This is a genomic window from Rhizobium rosettiformans (genome assembly GCF_016806065.1).
Taxonomy (GTDB): domain Bacteria; phylum Pseudomonadota; class Alphaproteobacteria; order Rhizobiales; family Rhizobiaceae; genus Allorhizobium.
Genome location: NZ_CP032405.1, coordinates 2,833,701 through 2,847,425 on the forward strand (window position 1 = coordinate 2,833,701; position 13,725 = coordinate 2,847,425).

A 13,725-nucleotide genomic window follows, 5' to 3' on the forward strand; every position below is an offset into this window, starting at 1 on the left:
GTATTCAGATTACGTCGCGTTCACGCGCGCCGCTTCAAGCCTTGGGCGAAGCTCACATCCGGAATGCGCATCGACACGACCGTTCCCTGACCCTCGCGGGAGCGGATCTTCAGCGAGCCGCCATGCAGCGCGACCAGTGAACGGGAGATGGCAAGGCCGAGGCCCGAGCCGCCCTTTGATTTGGCATACTGGCTCTGCACCTGTTCGAAGGGATTGCCGATCTTGCTGAGCGCGCTTTTCGGAATGCCGATGCCGGTATCGGCGATGGAGACGATCACGGCACCCTGAACCTTGCGGGCCCGAAGAGCGATCTTGCCGCCTTCATCGGTGAATTTCACGGCATTGGACAGGATGTTGAGCAGGATCTGCTTGATGGCGCGACGGTCGGCGACGAGTGAGAGGCTGGCTTCGACACGCTGCTCGACGGTGATGTTCTTTTCTTCCGCCGGGATCGCGGTGAGGCGCATGCTCTCTTCGATCAGCGGGCAGAGATCGATGGTTTCGCAGCGGATCTTCATCTGTCCCGCCTCGATCTTCGACATGTCGAGGATGTCGTTGATGACGTTGAGCAGATGCTTGCCGCTTTCGTGAATGTCCTTGGCATATTCCTCGTATTTCGGCGAACCGACCGGGCCGAACATGCGGGCGAGCAGGATTTCCGAGAAGCCAAGGATGGCGTTGAGTGGCGTCCTGAGCTCGTGGCTCATATTGGCGAGGAATTCCGACTTCGCCTTGTTGGCGGCCTCGGCGCGCTGCTTCTCGGCGATATACTTTTCGTTGGCGTCGGAGAGTTCGGTCTTCTGACGCTCGAGGATCTTCTGCGAGGCGGAGAGATCGCCGATCGTGGCCATCAGGCGGCGTTCCTGTTCGCGCAGGCGCTCCTGGTGCCGCTTCAAAAGCGTGATGTCTGTGCCGACCGAGACGAGGCCACCATCACGGGTGCGGCGCTCGTTGATCTGCAGCCAGCGCTCGTCGGCGAGCTGTACTTCCGAGGTGCGCGAATTGGTGCCGTCGTCGGCGTCGGCGATGCGGCGCTGGATGATCGGCTTGCCGGCGGCAGCCAGCACCAGCGAGCGTTCCTTGCCGGGCACCAGCACGTCGTCAGGCAAGCCGTAGACCTTCTGGAAATGGCCGTTCCAGGCGACCAGCTTGTCATTCTTGTCCCAGAGCACGAAGGCTTCCGAGGTGCATTCGATCGCGTCGGCGAGGCGCTGGTCGGCTTCGGCATAACGCTGGGCGAGGCGATGCTGCTCGGTCACGTCCATTGCAATGCCAATGACATGCAGGTCGCCGGTGTTGGACGAGATGATCTGAGCGCGGGCACGCATCCAGACATAGTGGCCCTGGGCGTGGCGCATGCGGAAGATCTGGTCGATGTGGCGCGAGCTGCCGCGACCGACCGAGCGGGCGAGGGCATAAAGATTTCCATCGTCGGGATGCATCAGGCGGGCGGCATCGGCGAAGGCCAATGGCTGGGTGGAAGGCGTGAGGCCGAGCATGTCGTACATCGAGCGCGACCAGACCAGCTTGCGGCTTTCCAGATCGAAGTCCCAGAGGCCGCAGCGACCGCGGGCGAGCGCCGTTTCCACCCGCAAGTTGGATTCGAGGAAGGTATCGTCCGCCTCGCGGGCCCGCTTCACCTGGTAGAAATAGGCATACAGGATGACGAAGAGGATGACGGTGATGCAGATGAAGAGCGTGACGTTGAGCGACAGCTCGCGGCGCCAGAACTCTTCGACCGACTGCAGCGAATGGGCCGCGACGATGACAGCGCCATCGGCGCCAACAGGCGTGAAGATGGCGTGATGCGGCACGCCATTGATATCCGTTTCGATCGCGCCGGTACGGCTGCCCGATTTGCGGATGGTCATCATTTCCGGCAGCAGGCTAACCATCGTCGAGCCGACCTGACCGGCAGCTTCTGGCGACGAGGCGAAGACGCGGCCGCTGGGATCAACGAGCAGCACGAAGGCGCCGTTGGCAAAATGCTCGCGGTCGAGATAGGTGGCGAGGCGCTTCTCGGCCTCGGTGCGATTGCGGGTTTCGAAGAGTGTCGCCTGCTCGGCGAGCGCGGCATTGACCGTTGCTGCGATCAGCGCGGTCGACTGCCGGGCGGCTGTGGCCATGCGCTGGTGCTCGTTGACGATGCCGATGGTGCGGGCGAGCGCGACCACGGCCAGAAAGGCAAGAATGAGGATCGGGATTGCCCGGCGCAGGATCGTCTCGATCCGCCTCGAGCGGACAGAGACTTCGGCCTGACCCGCAATCGGCGAGGACGAACCGAAAGACCGTCGTCCGAGCCGCGCGAGAAATCCAACCATGTCCGAAAATTTGATGCGCAGCCGCTCATCGGCTGCGGTGACCCGCCGCGCGTCCAACATCGTCCCTGCCTCTGTCCCTCGTGTGATTCGAGCGCCGCTTGCCCGAATCTGACGCCAAGGAATCATGGTCGATTCGGCTTGTCCAGAGCCGGTGCGTAAAGAAAATATTAACCCATTGCTCCGACTCCGCTTTTTTATCGGCGTCAGTGCAAGAGGCTGAATCTCATGGAAAATTAGCCGACGTTCGGCGGCCGGAAAACGATCGAGGACGAAAAAAGGCGCCGGTTTTCGGGGCGCCTTTTCCCTCGAATGGGATGTGTCGATCAGCCCTTCAAGATGCGGTCGACGATATCGCGCACGTCGGTGGACAGCGTCGCCGACGCTTCGATGGTCGCAAGCGCCGCGCGCGCCTTGTCGGCACGCCCGGCTTCCAGCAGCCGCCAGGAACGCAGGGCGGTCAGCAGGCGTGCCGCAAGCTGCGGGTTACGAGGGTCGATCGCAAGGATCTGCTCGGCAAAGAATGCATAGGCCGCGCCGTCGGCACGGTTGAAGCCGGTCGCATTGCCGAAGGCGAAGGTGCCGACGAGAGAGCGCACGCGGTTCGGATTGGTCGGCTGGAAATGCGGGCTTGTCATCAAGACCTTGACCCGGTCGAGGCTCGCCGCACCCGGGATCGTCGCCTGGATGGTGAACCACTTGTCGAGCACGAGCGCGTTCGACGCGAAGCGGGTCTCGAAAGCGGTGAGCGCCTGCTTCGTCTCTTCCGCATCGGGGAAGCGATGGGCGAGGATGGTGAGGGCCTGCGACAGGTCCGTCATGTTGTCGGCCTTGGCAAATGCCTCGGCGGCCAGCGCCGGGGTGTTTTCCGCCAGTGACAGGAAGGAAAGCGCAAGGTTCTTCAGCGCCCGCTTGCCTGCACCTGCGGCATCTGGCGAGAAGGGGCCGGAAGCCGAATGGGTGGCGTGCAGCTTGCGGAAGACATCGGCGCCTGCCGTGGCGATGGCGCTGAGCACGGCCTGGCGGCCGGCATGGATAGCGTCGGGATCGTTGTTGCCGCCCAGTTCACGGGCGATGTCGGCTTCGCTCGGAAGCGAGAGCGCCTGGGCGCGGAAGGCAGGCTCCAGCGCCTCGTCCGCTGCCACTGCAAGCAGGACGTCGACGAAAGCGGGGTCGGCCGCCACGGTACCACCGTCACGGGCGGTCTTCGCAGCATCGATCAGGGCCGGCAGAGCGAGGTCGGTGATCGCCTGCCAGCGGGCGAAGAGGTCGCTGTCGTGGCGGGCGATATGGCCGCGATCCTCAGCGCTCTGCGAGAAATGCAGGGTGACCGGAGCGGAGAAGCCGCGGTTCAGCGAGACAACAGGGCGGCTGCCGATGCCGGAGAAGGTGAAGCTCTGGGCGCGCTCGGTCAGATGCAGCACATCGCCGGTGACGTCGCCGCCTGATATCGCAGAGGCCGAGGCTTCCGAGCCGTTTTCCGAGATCAGCGTAAAGCGGAGCGGAATATGCATCGGCTCCTTGGCGCTCTGGCCAGGAGTTGCCGGGATCATCTGCTCGAGCGACAGCGTGAGCGTCTTGGCACCGGCGTCATAAGACGAGGAAACGGTGATTTGCGGCGTGCCGGCCTGATGATACCAGAGCGAGAACTGTGTGAGGTCGCGGCCGCTCGCATCTTCGAAGCATTTGACGAAGTCTTCGACGGTCGCGGCATCGCCGTCATGGCGCTCGAAGTAGAGGTCCATGCCCTTTTTGAAGTCGTCACGGCCGAGAATGGTCGCGATCATCCGGGTGACTTCGGAGCCCTTTTCGTAGACGGTCGTCGTGTAGAAGTTGTTGATCTCGCGATACTTGCTGGGCCGCACCGGATGAGCTAGCGGACCTGCATCTTCCGGGAACTGCTCCGAGCGCAGGTAGCGGACTTCGGCGATCCGCTTGACCGAACGCGAGCGCATGTCGGCGGAGAATTCGTGGTCGCGATAGACGGTCAGGCCTTCCTTCAGGCACAGCTGGAACCAGTCGCGGCAGGTGATGCGGTTACCGGTCCAGTTATGGAAATATTCATGCGCGATGATCGCCTCGATATTCGCATAGTCCTGGTCGGTCGCGGTCTCGGGGTCGGCGAGCACATACTTGTCGTTGAAGATGTTGAGGCCCTTGTTCTCCATGGCCCCCATGTTGAAGTCGGAGACGGCAACGATCATGAAGATATCCAGATCGTATTCGCGGCCGAAGACCTCTTCGTCCCACTTCATCGAACGCTTCAAGGCATCCATGGCATAGGCCGCGCGCGGCTCCTTGCCGTGCTCGACATAGATCTTCAGGGCCACTTCACGGCCAGACATGGTGGTGAACGTGTCTTCGACAATGCCGAGGTCGCCGGCAACCAGCGCGAAGAGATAGGACGGCTTCGGATGCGGGTCGAACCAGGCGGCGAAATGTTTGTCGGGGCCGAAGCCGGCGCCACCGAGGAAATTGCCGTTGGAGAGCAGAAGCGGATTGGCCGCCTTGTCGGCGATGATGTTGATCGTATAGACGGCGAGCACATCCGGCCGATCGGGGAAATAGGTGATGCGGCGGAAGCCTTCGGCCTCGCACTGCGTGCAATAGATGCCGTTCGAGCGATAGAGGCCCATCAGCTGGGTGTTCGCCTCCGGATTGATCATCGTGACCACGGTGATCTCGAAGGGAGTGGATTCCGGCAGGTCGCGGATCGTGAGGCTCTCCGGCGTCGCGGTGTAGCGCGCGGGATCCAGCTCGATCTGATCGAAGAGCAGGCTCGTCATGGTGAGGTCGTCACCGTCGAGCACCAGAGGGGCTGCCGCATCGACGCCTTCGCGCCGATGGAAGATCAACCGGGCTTCCACCTTGGTTTCCGTCGGGTCCAGTTCGAAGGTCAGATCAACCCGTTCCAGAACGAAGTCGGTGGGGCGGTAGTCTGCCAGATGAACGATCCGGCCCGTGTCTGTGCGCATAATGTGTCCTGGTCGCTGCGGGGTTGGCCACCATGGCACGGCACGAGCGCTGGGGCTCGCGACCGCCTGGGGTCAAGTTGTCGCGATGATTGCAGCAATTTCTGAACGATTGTTAAAACACGAGTTATTTTTACGATGCTCTTGATCCTGGAGCCGATTTTCTTGGGTTTCACGGCCGCAATGGCGCTTCAAATCCAAGAATAGTTACCAGAATATCTTGAGCATACCGGCCGAATTGCGGGCGGTCTCATCGCAACCGGAGTTGCTGGCGTAGCGTTTCGTCGCTGTCCATCGTCTGGATGATCACCCCGGACCAGCCGAGGCCATCATAGTCCTCGTAGCCGAGTGTCTTTGCGAAGGCGACGATCGCGCCGCTCTGGTCATAATAGCTGCCCTTGGCGAGCTGAGCGGGATTGCTGAGTGCGAAATGGGTGTAGATCCGCTCCGGACGGGAGGAGGCGATCACCATATTGCTGCCGTCGAGCAACAGGACTTCCGTCTTCTCGGCGACCTGCGGCGGCAGGTTCGCCTCCTTCTCGACGATGGCCTGGCCCTGGGCCTTCCAGTCGAAATAGACGCCGAGCGTGCCGAGAAGCGCGCCGTCGCTGCGGCCGCCCTCCCGGATGCCGGTGGCGTAAACCAGCACATCCCTATTGTCGTGCACGAGGCTGCGCTTGACGGTGTCGACGATATAGTCGTCACCGCTCTGGCAGGTGCGGGCGGCCTGGAACCAGGCTTCGCTGGACAGATTCCGGTCCTTGAGGCTCCGATGATATCGGGGATTGGCCGATGCGATGACCTTGCCGGCGGCGTCGGTCAAGACGAGATCGAGATAGACCGTGTAGAATCGGTTGATGACGCCGAGCCGTGCGGATGCGTGCTGGGCCCGCTCGGGCGAGGGCTGTTCCAGCGCCTCCCAAAGCGCGCTGTCGGTTGCCCACCAGCGCACGTCTGCCGTGCGCTCGAAGAGATTGCGGACGATGAACTGCACGAGCGTCTGGGCAAGGTCGATCAGTCTCACGCCTTCCATCTGGTCGACGAGATCATCCGCCATGGTCCGGCTCTGCCGGATGCGTCCGAGTACGTTCTCCTGAAACCGCTCTGCGGTTTCTCCCGCACCCTGAGCGAGACGCTGGACCTCGTTGGCAACGACAGCGAAACCCTTGCCGGCCTCACCGGCACGCGCCGCCTCGATCAGGGCATTGATGGCGAGAAGGCGGATCTGGCGGACGATATGGGCATTGTCGGCGCTGAACTGCTCGAGATCGGTGCCGATACTCTCGGTGACAAGGCGCATGGACCGGGGTGTGGCGCGGATCTCTGAAATGGAATTGGTCTGGTATTCGGTCTGCGGCATGGCACCAAACCCCGGTTTGAAAAGAGCGAGCAACAAAGACGGCGCAAGGCCGCATTAATATGACTTATTGACAGGAAAGATAATTTCCTCGTTTGAACGGGTGGTTAACGGAAGATGGCCAGAAACCCGGTGTTTTCGGCCATTTCTGGGGAGAACCTCGCGGCATCGACACCGGTTCGGCACTTGCGCGGGACCGGCGGGCATGCATGCTAGGCCACAGCCCGAGTCCCCGGCGGCATCGCTGCCGGCTCAAAATCCCTGTGCGATTGCGCATAGCCTGCCCGCAAGAATCTGATCACCATGGCCTTTGCCGATCCCAATCCTCTCCGCGGCATCGTGCTGAAAGTCTGTTCGGTGACCGTTTTCGTCGCTATGCAGACCTGCATCAAGCTGGCAGGCAGTGGCATTCCGCCCGGCCAGATCAGCTTCCACCGCTCGGCTTTCGCCATCGTGCCGATCCTCGTCTATCTCGCCTGGCGCGGCGAATTGCGGCAGGCGTTCCAGACGGACAACCCCGTCGGCCATGTGAAGCGCGGTTTGCTCGGCGTCTGTGCCATGGGGGCAGGCTTCTATGGACTCGTGCATCTGCCGCTGCCGGATGCCATTGCGATCGGCTATGCGATGCCGCTAATTGCCGTCGTGTTCGCGGCGGTCTTCCTCAAGGAGACAGTTAGGCTCTATCGCTGGACGGCGGTCGTGATCGGGCTTGTCGGAGTTCTGATCATTTCCCTGCCGAAGCTTTCGCTGTTCGGTGAAGAAGGCTTTGGCTCCGAAGCCGCCGTCGGCGCGCTGGCCGTGCTGGTTTCGGCCATTCTCGGGGCAGGGGCCATGCTGCAGGTCCGCCAGCTGGTGCGCGAGGAAAAGACCTCGACCATCGTCCTCTTCTTTTCCCTGACAGCAGCACTTCTTTCCGCGCTCACCTGGTTCTTCGGCTGGGCCGATCTCTCCTGGCAGGGGCTCGGGCTCCTCGCCCTTGCCGGCTTCTTCGGCGGGCTGGGTCAGATCTTTCTGACCGAAAGCTATCGTTTTGCCGATGTCTCGACGATCGCACCCTTCGAATATTGTTCGATCATCCTCGGCTCGATCGCCGCCTATCTGCTGTTTTCAGAGGTGCCCACGATGACGACCCTGACCGGCGCGGCGATCGTGGTGGCCGCCGGCATCTTCATCATCTACCGCGAACACCAGCTTGGTCTTGAACGGCGGGCGGCCCGCAAGGCATCGACTCCACAGGGTTGAGCTTAGCGCCCGGGCTCGATCCCGAGCTCCAGCTGCTCCTCCAATTCAGGCTCAGGCAGCGGAGAGGCGTTGTCTGCGCCCTGCATCGGCAGGATCGTCGCCTGGAAATCGGTCTTCTCTTCCGGCGTCACGTCATCAGGGCGCCGGGTGATGCGGTAGGCCGCATAGCCGGCATAAAGCGCAAAGGCCATCCCGAGGAAAACGATGAGCGCGCTCGGCCCCGACCATTGCATAAGCGTGCCTGCCATGATCGGACCGGTGACCGTACCCATGCCGTAGAGGATCATGATGGCGCTTGAGAGCGTCACATATTCATGCGGCTCGGCGAGGTCATTGGCATGGGCGACGTTGAGCGAATAGACCGGATAGAGCACGGTGCCGACGAAGAAGCCGGCGACATAGAGCGCGGTTGGGTCATCCGCGCCGAAAGCGATCATCATTCCGCAGGCGCCGACGCCGAAGAGTCCGGAGGCGATCATCACGAAGCGGCGATCCATGCGGTCCGATATACGGCCGATCGGCACCTGCGATATGGCGCCACCGGCCAGGAAGGCGGCCAGAAGCGTCGCCCCTTGCGCCGTGGTCATGCCGATCGTCTGGGAATAGACGCCGCCGAGACTGCCCCAGGTGCCCGAAAGGGCCCCGGAAAGCAGGGAGCCGAAGAAGGCAATCGGTGATCGGCGATAGAGCCGCTTCAAATCGAAGCGCGCCTCGGCAATCGGGCTCGGCGACTTGGCCGTCGACAGGGCGACGGGAAACAGTGCCAGCGAGAAGATCAGCGCGCAGATGATGAAGAGGTTCGGCCCGTTCACGTCGCCGAGCGGCACGATGTATTGGCCGCCGATCGAGCCGACGAGGCAGGTCACCATGTAGACGGAAAACAGAGCGCCGCGATTGTCGTTCGTCACCCGCTCATTGAGCCAGCTTTCGATCAGGAGATAGGCACCGGCAATGGCAAAGCCGGAAAGGCCGCGGAAAATCATCCAGGCCCACCATTCGACGACGAGCGCGCAAAGCAGGATGGAGACGGTCAGGAGCGTGATCAAAGCGCCGAAGACTCGCACATGCCCGACGCGGCGCACGAAGATCGGCGTGACGATGCAGGACACCGTGAAGCCGAAGGTGTAGCCGGTAGCGATCACGGAGATGATGAAGGTCGACCACCCCTCGTTGAGCGATCGGATCGGTAGCATATAGCCCATCAATCCGAAGCCTGCCATCATCAGCAGCGTCGACAGCATCAGGGTGGCGATGGACGCGAGACTGGACAGCATTGGGCCTCCGTGGGGCGCATTCGGAACGGGAATAGTGCCAGCATCGCCGGGCATGTGAAATGTCGAATACGACGCAAGGCGGCGCATTCGCGGACGCCATATCATTCTTCCCTCACGCTTTGGCAATAAGGGATTGAAACGTCGTCAGGAATTCGTTTACCTTCATATTATCAGAGACAGAGAGACGTCGGGCCGAGTGTCCACGTCCGCCAAAGGGATCGAATGGAGACGACGGCGGCGAACAGAGGAATGGACCGGCACGCAATGCGGTGTCTGACTGCGTCGATTTCCTCCCTTGCCGGACAGCGCGGATCGAGGAGACGGTCATGACGCTCTCCCCCAGCGATATCGCCAGTCATCCTCAATTCGCCGCTGCATTGGGGGCCTATGCCGGAAAGTTGCGCGGCCAGTTCGATCAGAGCCCTCGGCTTTCGCGCATGCTGGCCTCGCATCAGCGCTGGCTGCTCAGCCAGGCGGCCTTTGCGCTGCAGCTTGAATATGATCCGACCCAGCCGGGAAGCGGACTGACGACGACCAATCTCCGCGAAATCATCACCTCGAACAATGCGGCGAGCCGCAACACGGTTCTGAATTTCCTCGACCAGCTGTTGAGCTACAAGTTCGTCCGGATCGTCGGCGATCCGAACCGTCGGCCGAAGCGCTACGAGGCGACGGAATTGCCGACCCACGCGATGTATCAATGGCTGGTGACCAATCTCGAACTCCTTGACCACCTCGATGGTGGCAACCGCGCCGAGACCCTTGCGGCCCAGCCGGATCTCTTCCGTCTCATCCAGCCGCAGATCGCCCGCCACGCCTGTCTCAATCCGAGCTGGCTTGAGCCGCCGCCGCGCGTGGCGCTGTTCCTGTGGACAGAGGCGGGTGGTCTCGTCATGGATGAGCTGGTGCGCCGGGCGATGGAGCATGCCCCCGATGGCGACGGATACAATATCGGTCGCATCGATGCTCGGGTCATGGCCGAGCACTTCATGATCTCCCGCACCCACCTCCAACGGCTTTTCCGCCGCGCGGTGGAAACGGGCTGCCTTTATTGGCCCAATGGCGATCGCAACCACTGCATCCTCAAGCGCGATTTTCTCGAGGAGTATTGCGGCTGGCAGGCGATCAAGTTTGCGATCGTCGACTTTGCCTATGAGCGGATCTGCGGACCTGTTCGCCTGGGAAAGTCTGATCCCCGCCTCGGGGCTGTCGGTGGCTTCTAAACGGTTCCAATCCGTAAACGCGAAAAGGCCCGCGCAAGGCGGGCCCGACGAAACCGCGTATCGTGCAGACGGGATCAGAAGCCGAGCGGCTGCAAGGCGCGCTCGACGCCACGATCCTGGGCCTGCTGACGCTTGCGGGCGGCGGTGGACAACTCTTCCGAAGCGCTGACGGCATGGCCGATGTGATGCATGGCCTGGCGCAGGCTGCGGACGGGGTGGAACGAGATGTTCATGGTCTTATCCTCTGCTCTACATGCATATCGATGTTTGCGGGTATATCTGTTCATGGATGAACCGATGCCGCAATGCACAATGCGGAAGCCCTGATATGCGTTCCCCGCAAGCCGCCGGTTTTTGACCGGCGCGATTGTCCAGGTTTCAGGTGCGGAACTCGGAAAAGACGCTCGCGGGGCGCGCAATGCGACCGGCATGACCGGTGAAGCGCGCGCTCAGCTGTTCGGCGGAAACTGCGGCGCTGCTGCGGTTGTAGGGGCTTGCGCTGCGGCCGTGCTCGCCGGCGAGGCGCAAGGTCTCGAACTTGCAGTGAATAGGGCGGGTGCGAAGGCTCACGATGGTCTTCCTTTAAAAGTGTCCCTCCCACTTTCAGACTCAAATATCGCAGTGCAGCATGGATTCGGCAATAAACATGGCCGCGATCCTGCCTTGCATCAAATGCATGGCTGTCTTCATAATTTGTTCATGCTGATGATAATTTAGCCGTTTTGCTCGGGATTCACGCGCTCGGAGAAGGCGAGCAGGTCTATCCAGGCGAGCGCCTTGCTTGCAGGCGCGGCGAGCAGCTCCTGCGGATGCAACGTGGCCATGGCCGGGACGGCATGGCCGCCGGCGCCGATATCACGCCACTTGCCACGCAGGGCGTGGATCGTCCCGGTTTCGCCGAAGAAGAAGCGGGCGGCAAAATTTCCGAGCACAAGGACAAGGCGGGGTTCGGCAAGCGCGATCTGGCGTTCGATGAAAGGGCGGCAGATGGCGGTTTCCGGGCCGGACGGCATACGGTCGCCGGGCGGCCGCCAGGGGATGATGGTGGTGATGGTGGCGCTTTCGCGGCTCTGGCCGATGGCAGACAGCATGCGGTCGAGCAGCAGGCCTGCGCGCCCTGAAAAGGCCTGACCCTCGCGGTCGTCATCCGCGTTCGGCATGGGGCCGATCACCATGATGCCGGCGGTGCCGGTCCCTTCGGCCGTGATGGTCGACCGTGCCGAGGTCTTCAGATTGCAGCTGGTGAAGGCTTCGATGGCAGTTTTCAATTCGGCAAGCGAACGTGCGCCTTCGGCGGCAAAGCGCGCCTCGGCAATGGCATTCTCATCCGGGATCGCCGGCAGCGCCGAGCCTTGGGCGGGTTGCGCCCGCGCCGGCTGGCGTTCGGAGGGGGGAGCTGCGCCGCGTCCCGGCAGGCTGCGCGGCTGTGCGTTGGTGGCTGGTGTATCCGCTGCCGGGCGTGCCACCTGCCGCGCCGCCTTTTCGGCTGCAAAAGCCGCGATGCGGTCGATCGGATCGTCTTCCACCAGCCACTCGACACCGGCCTCTGCATGAAATGCGAGAAGCGCGGCGAGCTCTGCGGAGGACATGTCGCGGGCCTGGATCATGAGGCTGTTCTAGTGCGTTTGGCCGACGGAAGGCAAACGGAAAGCGTAGGACAAACTTTGGCGACCAGCCCTCATCCTGAGGCGGGAGCGTATGCGACCCTCGAAGGACGAGGGCGGGTGGTTTTCTGTATGGCTTTGATCCTTCGAGGCCTGCTTCGCAGGCTCCTCAGGATGAGGGGAGATCCAGCAGGCGCCCGCAAGGGAAGCTAGCCAGACCGGTTCACGCTACCCACTGTTCGATATCGTCCCGCTCGCCGATTAAAGCCAGGCCATGGGCGATCGACACCAGTTCGCCGCCGGTTTCGATGCGGGAGGCGTCGAAGCGGCGGTGGAATATGTCGCGCACGGCGGGCACGAAGGATGTGCCGCCGGTGAGGAATATCTTGTCGATCGTGCCGGCCTCGGTGTTACTCTTGGCCAGCACTTCGTCGAGCGCCTCTTCCATGCGGGTGAGGTCGTCGGCGATCCAGCTTTCGAAATCGCGGCGGGTCACGCGTTTCTCGCCGGCCTTACCGAGCGGCGCGAAGCGGAAGTCCGCTTCCTCCGCTGAAGACAGCGCCATCTTGGTGGCCGAGACGGCCTGATAGAGCGGGTAACCTTCGTCGTGATCGATGAGGTCGATGAAGAGTTCGAGCTTCTCCGGCTCTTCCGCCTGGCGCACCAGCGACTTGAGGTCGGTGAATTCCTTCAAGGTCTTGAAGACCGAAAGCTGGTTCCAGCGCGAAAAGGCGAGATAGTAGTTGCTGGGAACGTCGAGCAGCTTGCCGAAGCTCTTGAACTGGCTGCCCTTGCCGATTTCCGGCGCTACCAGCTGGTCGATGATGCGGGCATCGAACTGGTCGCCGGCAATGCCGACGCCGGACTGGCCGATCGGCGTGGCGCTGAGCTTGCCGGCTTCGGTCGAGAAGCGGATCAGTGAGAAGTCGGTCGTACCGCCGCCGAAGTCGGCGACGAGAACCGTCGCGTCACGCTTCAGCGTGCGGGCAAAATAGAAGGCAGCCGCGACCGGCTCGTACACATAGTGGATCTCGGGAAAGCCGAGCCGCGTCAGCGCCTCGTTGTAGCGGGTGACGGCAAGCGCCGGATCGGGGCTGGCGCCGGCGAAATGGACGGGACGTCCGGCGACGAGACGCTTGGCCCCGCCCGGCCAGCCATCGCCCGCATAGGCCTGCAGACGCTTCAGGAATACCTCCATCAGGTCTTCGAACTGGAAGCGCCTTGCATGCACCAGCGTCCCCTGGAAGAGGGCGGACGCTGCAAAGGTCTTGATCGACTGCAGGAAACGACAGTCGCCGGGATTGTCGATGAAGGCACGGATCGCGGCCTGACCAGCCTCGACCTTCAGCGCCCCTGCGCCGAGCTGTCGATCCTTGAGGAAGGAGAGCGCGGTGCGCATGCTGTCGGATGTGCCGGCCGGCGAAGTGTAGGCGACCGAATGCGTCGCGTCGCTGCTTTCCGCGACGGCGATAACGGTATTGGTCGTGCCGAAATCGAGCCCAAGCGCTTCAGCCATGGCCATCGCTCCCTTGTTTCGTGTGTCGGATGTCTGTGAGAGCCGGCGGGCCGACTGTTGTCGGCAATGCCGAGGCATGAAAGAGGGCGCCTGATGCCACAGGGGGGCGGCGAGGGCAAGCGACCTTTTTGTGACGTCCGCGATCGGAGCGGAGGTCGGCGCGTGAAGATGATCTACCGAATCGAGGGCCTGCCTTGAAACGGATGCCTCTGGCCGTCC

10 protein-coding genes are annotated in these 13,725 nt (G+C 62.4%); 2 read left to right on the plus strand and 8 right to left on the minus strand.

What is annotated here, in order from left to right; translation table 11 throughout:
• Positions 1–20: 20 nt before the first annotated feature.
• From D4A92_RS13825 to D4A92_RS13835, 3 genes are all read right to left on the minus strand, one after another.
• A complete protein-coding gene (locus tag D4A92_RS13825) occupies positions 21–2,381 on the minus strand; it encodes a PAS domain-containing sensor histidine kinase (protein WP_203014147.1) in 2,361 nt (786 codons plus the stop codon).
• Between the two features lie 263 nt (positions 2,382–2,644).
• The gene (gene pepN, locus D4A92_RS13830) at positions 2,645–5,293 is read right to left on the minus strand and encodes an aminopeptidase N (RefSeq protein WP_203014150.1); all 2,649 of its coding nucleotides are present in this window, start codon (positions 5,291–5,293) and stop codon (positions 2,645–2,647) included.
• Between the two features lie 247 nt (positions 5,294–5,540).
• The gene (locus D4A92_RS13835) at positions 5,541–6,650 is read right to left on the minus strand and encodes a methyl-accepting chemotaxis protein (protein ID WP_203014152.1); all 1,110 of its coding nucleotides are present in this window, start codon (positions 6,648–6,650) and stop codon (positions 5,541–5,543) included.
• Positions 6,651–6,950: 300 nt separating this feature from the next.
• On the opposite strand from D4A92_RS13835, the gene D4A92_RS13840 reads away from it, so the two are divergent.
• Positions 6,951–7,889, plus strand: a complete 939-nt coding sequence (locus D4A92_RS13840) for a DMT family transporter (RefSeq protein ID WP_203014154.1) — start codon at positions 6,951–6,953, stop codon at positions 7,887–7,889.
• A 2-nt stretch (positions 7,890–7,891) separates the two neighbouring features.
• Here D4A92_RS13840 and D4A92_RS13845 read toward each other — a convergent pair whose 3' ends face one another.
• Positions 7,892–9,163, minus strand: a complete 1,272-nt coding sequence (locus D4A92_RS13845) for an MFS transporter (RefSeq protein ID WP_203014156.1) — start codon at positions 9,161–9,163, stop codon at positions 7,892–7,894.
• A 326-nt stretch (positions 9,164–9,489) separates the two neighbouring features.
• On the opposite strand from D4A92_RS13845, the gene D4A92_RS13850 reads away from it, so the two are divergent.
• The gene (locus D4A92_RS13850) at positions 9,490–10,386 is read left to right on the plus strand and encodes a hypothetical protein (protein ID WP_203014158.1); all 897 of its coding nucleotides are present in this window, start codon (positions 9,490–9,492) and stop codon (positions 10,384–10,386) included.
• A gap of 74 nt (positions 10,387–10,460) precedes the next feature.
• On the opposite strand, the gene D4A92_RS13855 is transcribed toward D4A92_RS13850, so the two are convergent.
• The 4 genes from D4A92_RS13855 to D4A92_RS13870 all read right to left on the minus strand — a co-directional run bounded on the left by D4A92_RS13855 (position 10,461) and on the right by D4A92_RS13870 (position 13,506).
• Complete coding sequence (locus D4A92_RS13855) at positions 10,461–10,619, minus strand: hypothetical protein (protein WP_153761840.1); 159 nt, start codon at positions 10,617–10,619, stop codon at positions 10,461–10,463.
• A gap of 145 nt (positions 10,620–10,764) precedes the next feature.
• Positions 10,765–10,956, minus strand: a complete 192-nt coding sequence (locus tag D4A92_RS13860; protein WP_203014160.1) for a hypothetical protein — start codon at positions 10,954–10,956, stop codon at positions 10,765–10,767.
• Between the two features lie 143 nt (positions 10,957–11,099).
• Complete coding sequence (locus D4A92_RS13865; RefSeq protein ID WP_203014161.1) at positions 11,100–11,993, minus strand: uracil-DNA glycosylase; 894 nt, start codon at positions 11,991–11,993, stop codon at positions 11,100–11,102.
• 220 nt (positions 11,994–12,213) lie between these two features.
• Positions 12,214–13,506 (minus strand): Hsp70 family protein, encoded by a 1,293-nt coding sequence (locus D4A92_RS13870; protein ID WP_203014163.1) that lies wholly within the window; start codon positions 13,504–13,506, stop codon positions 12,214–12,216.
• Positions 13,507–13,725 lie beyond the last annotated feature (219 nt).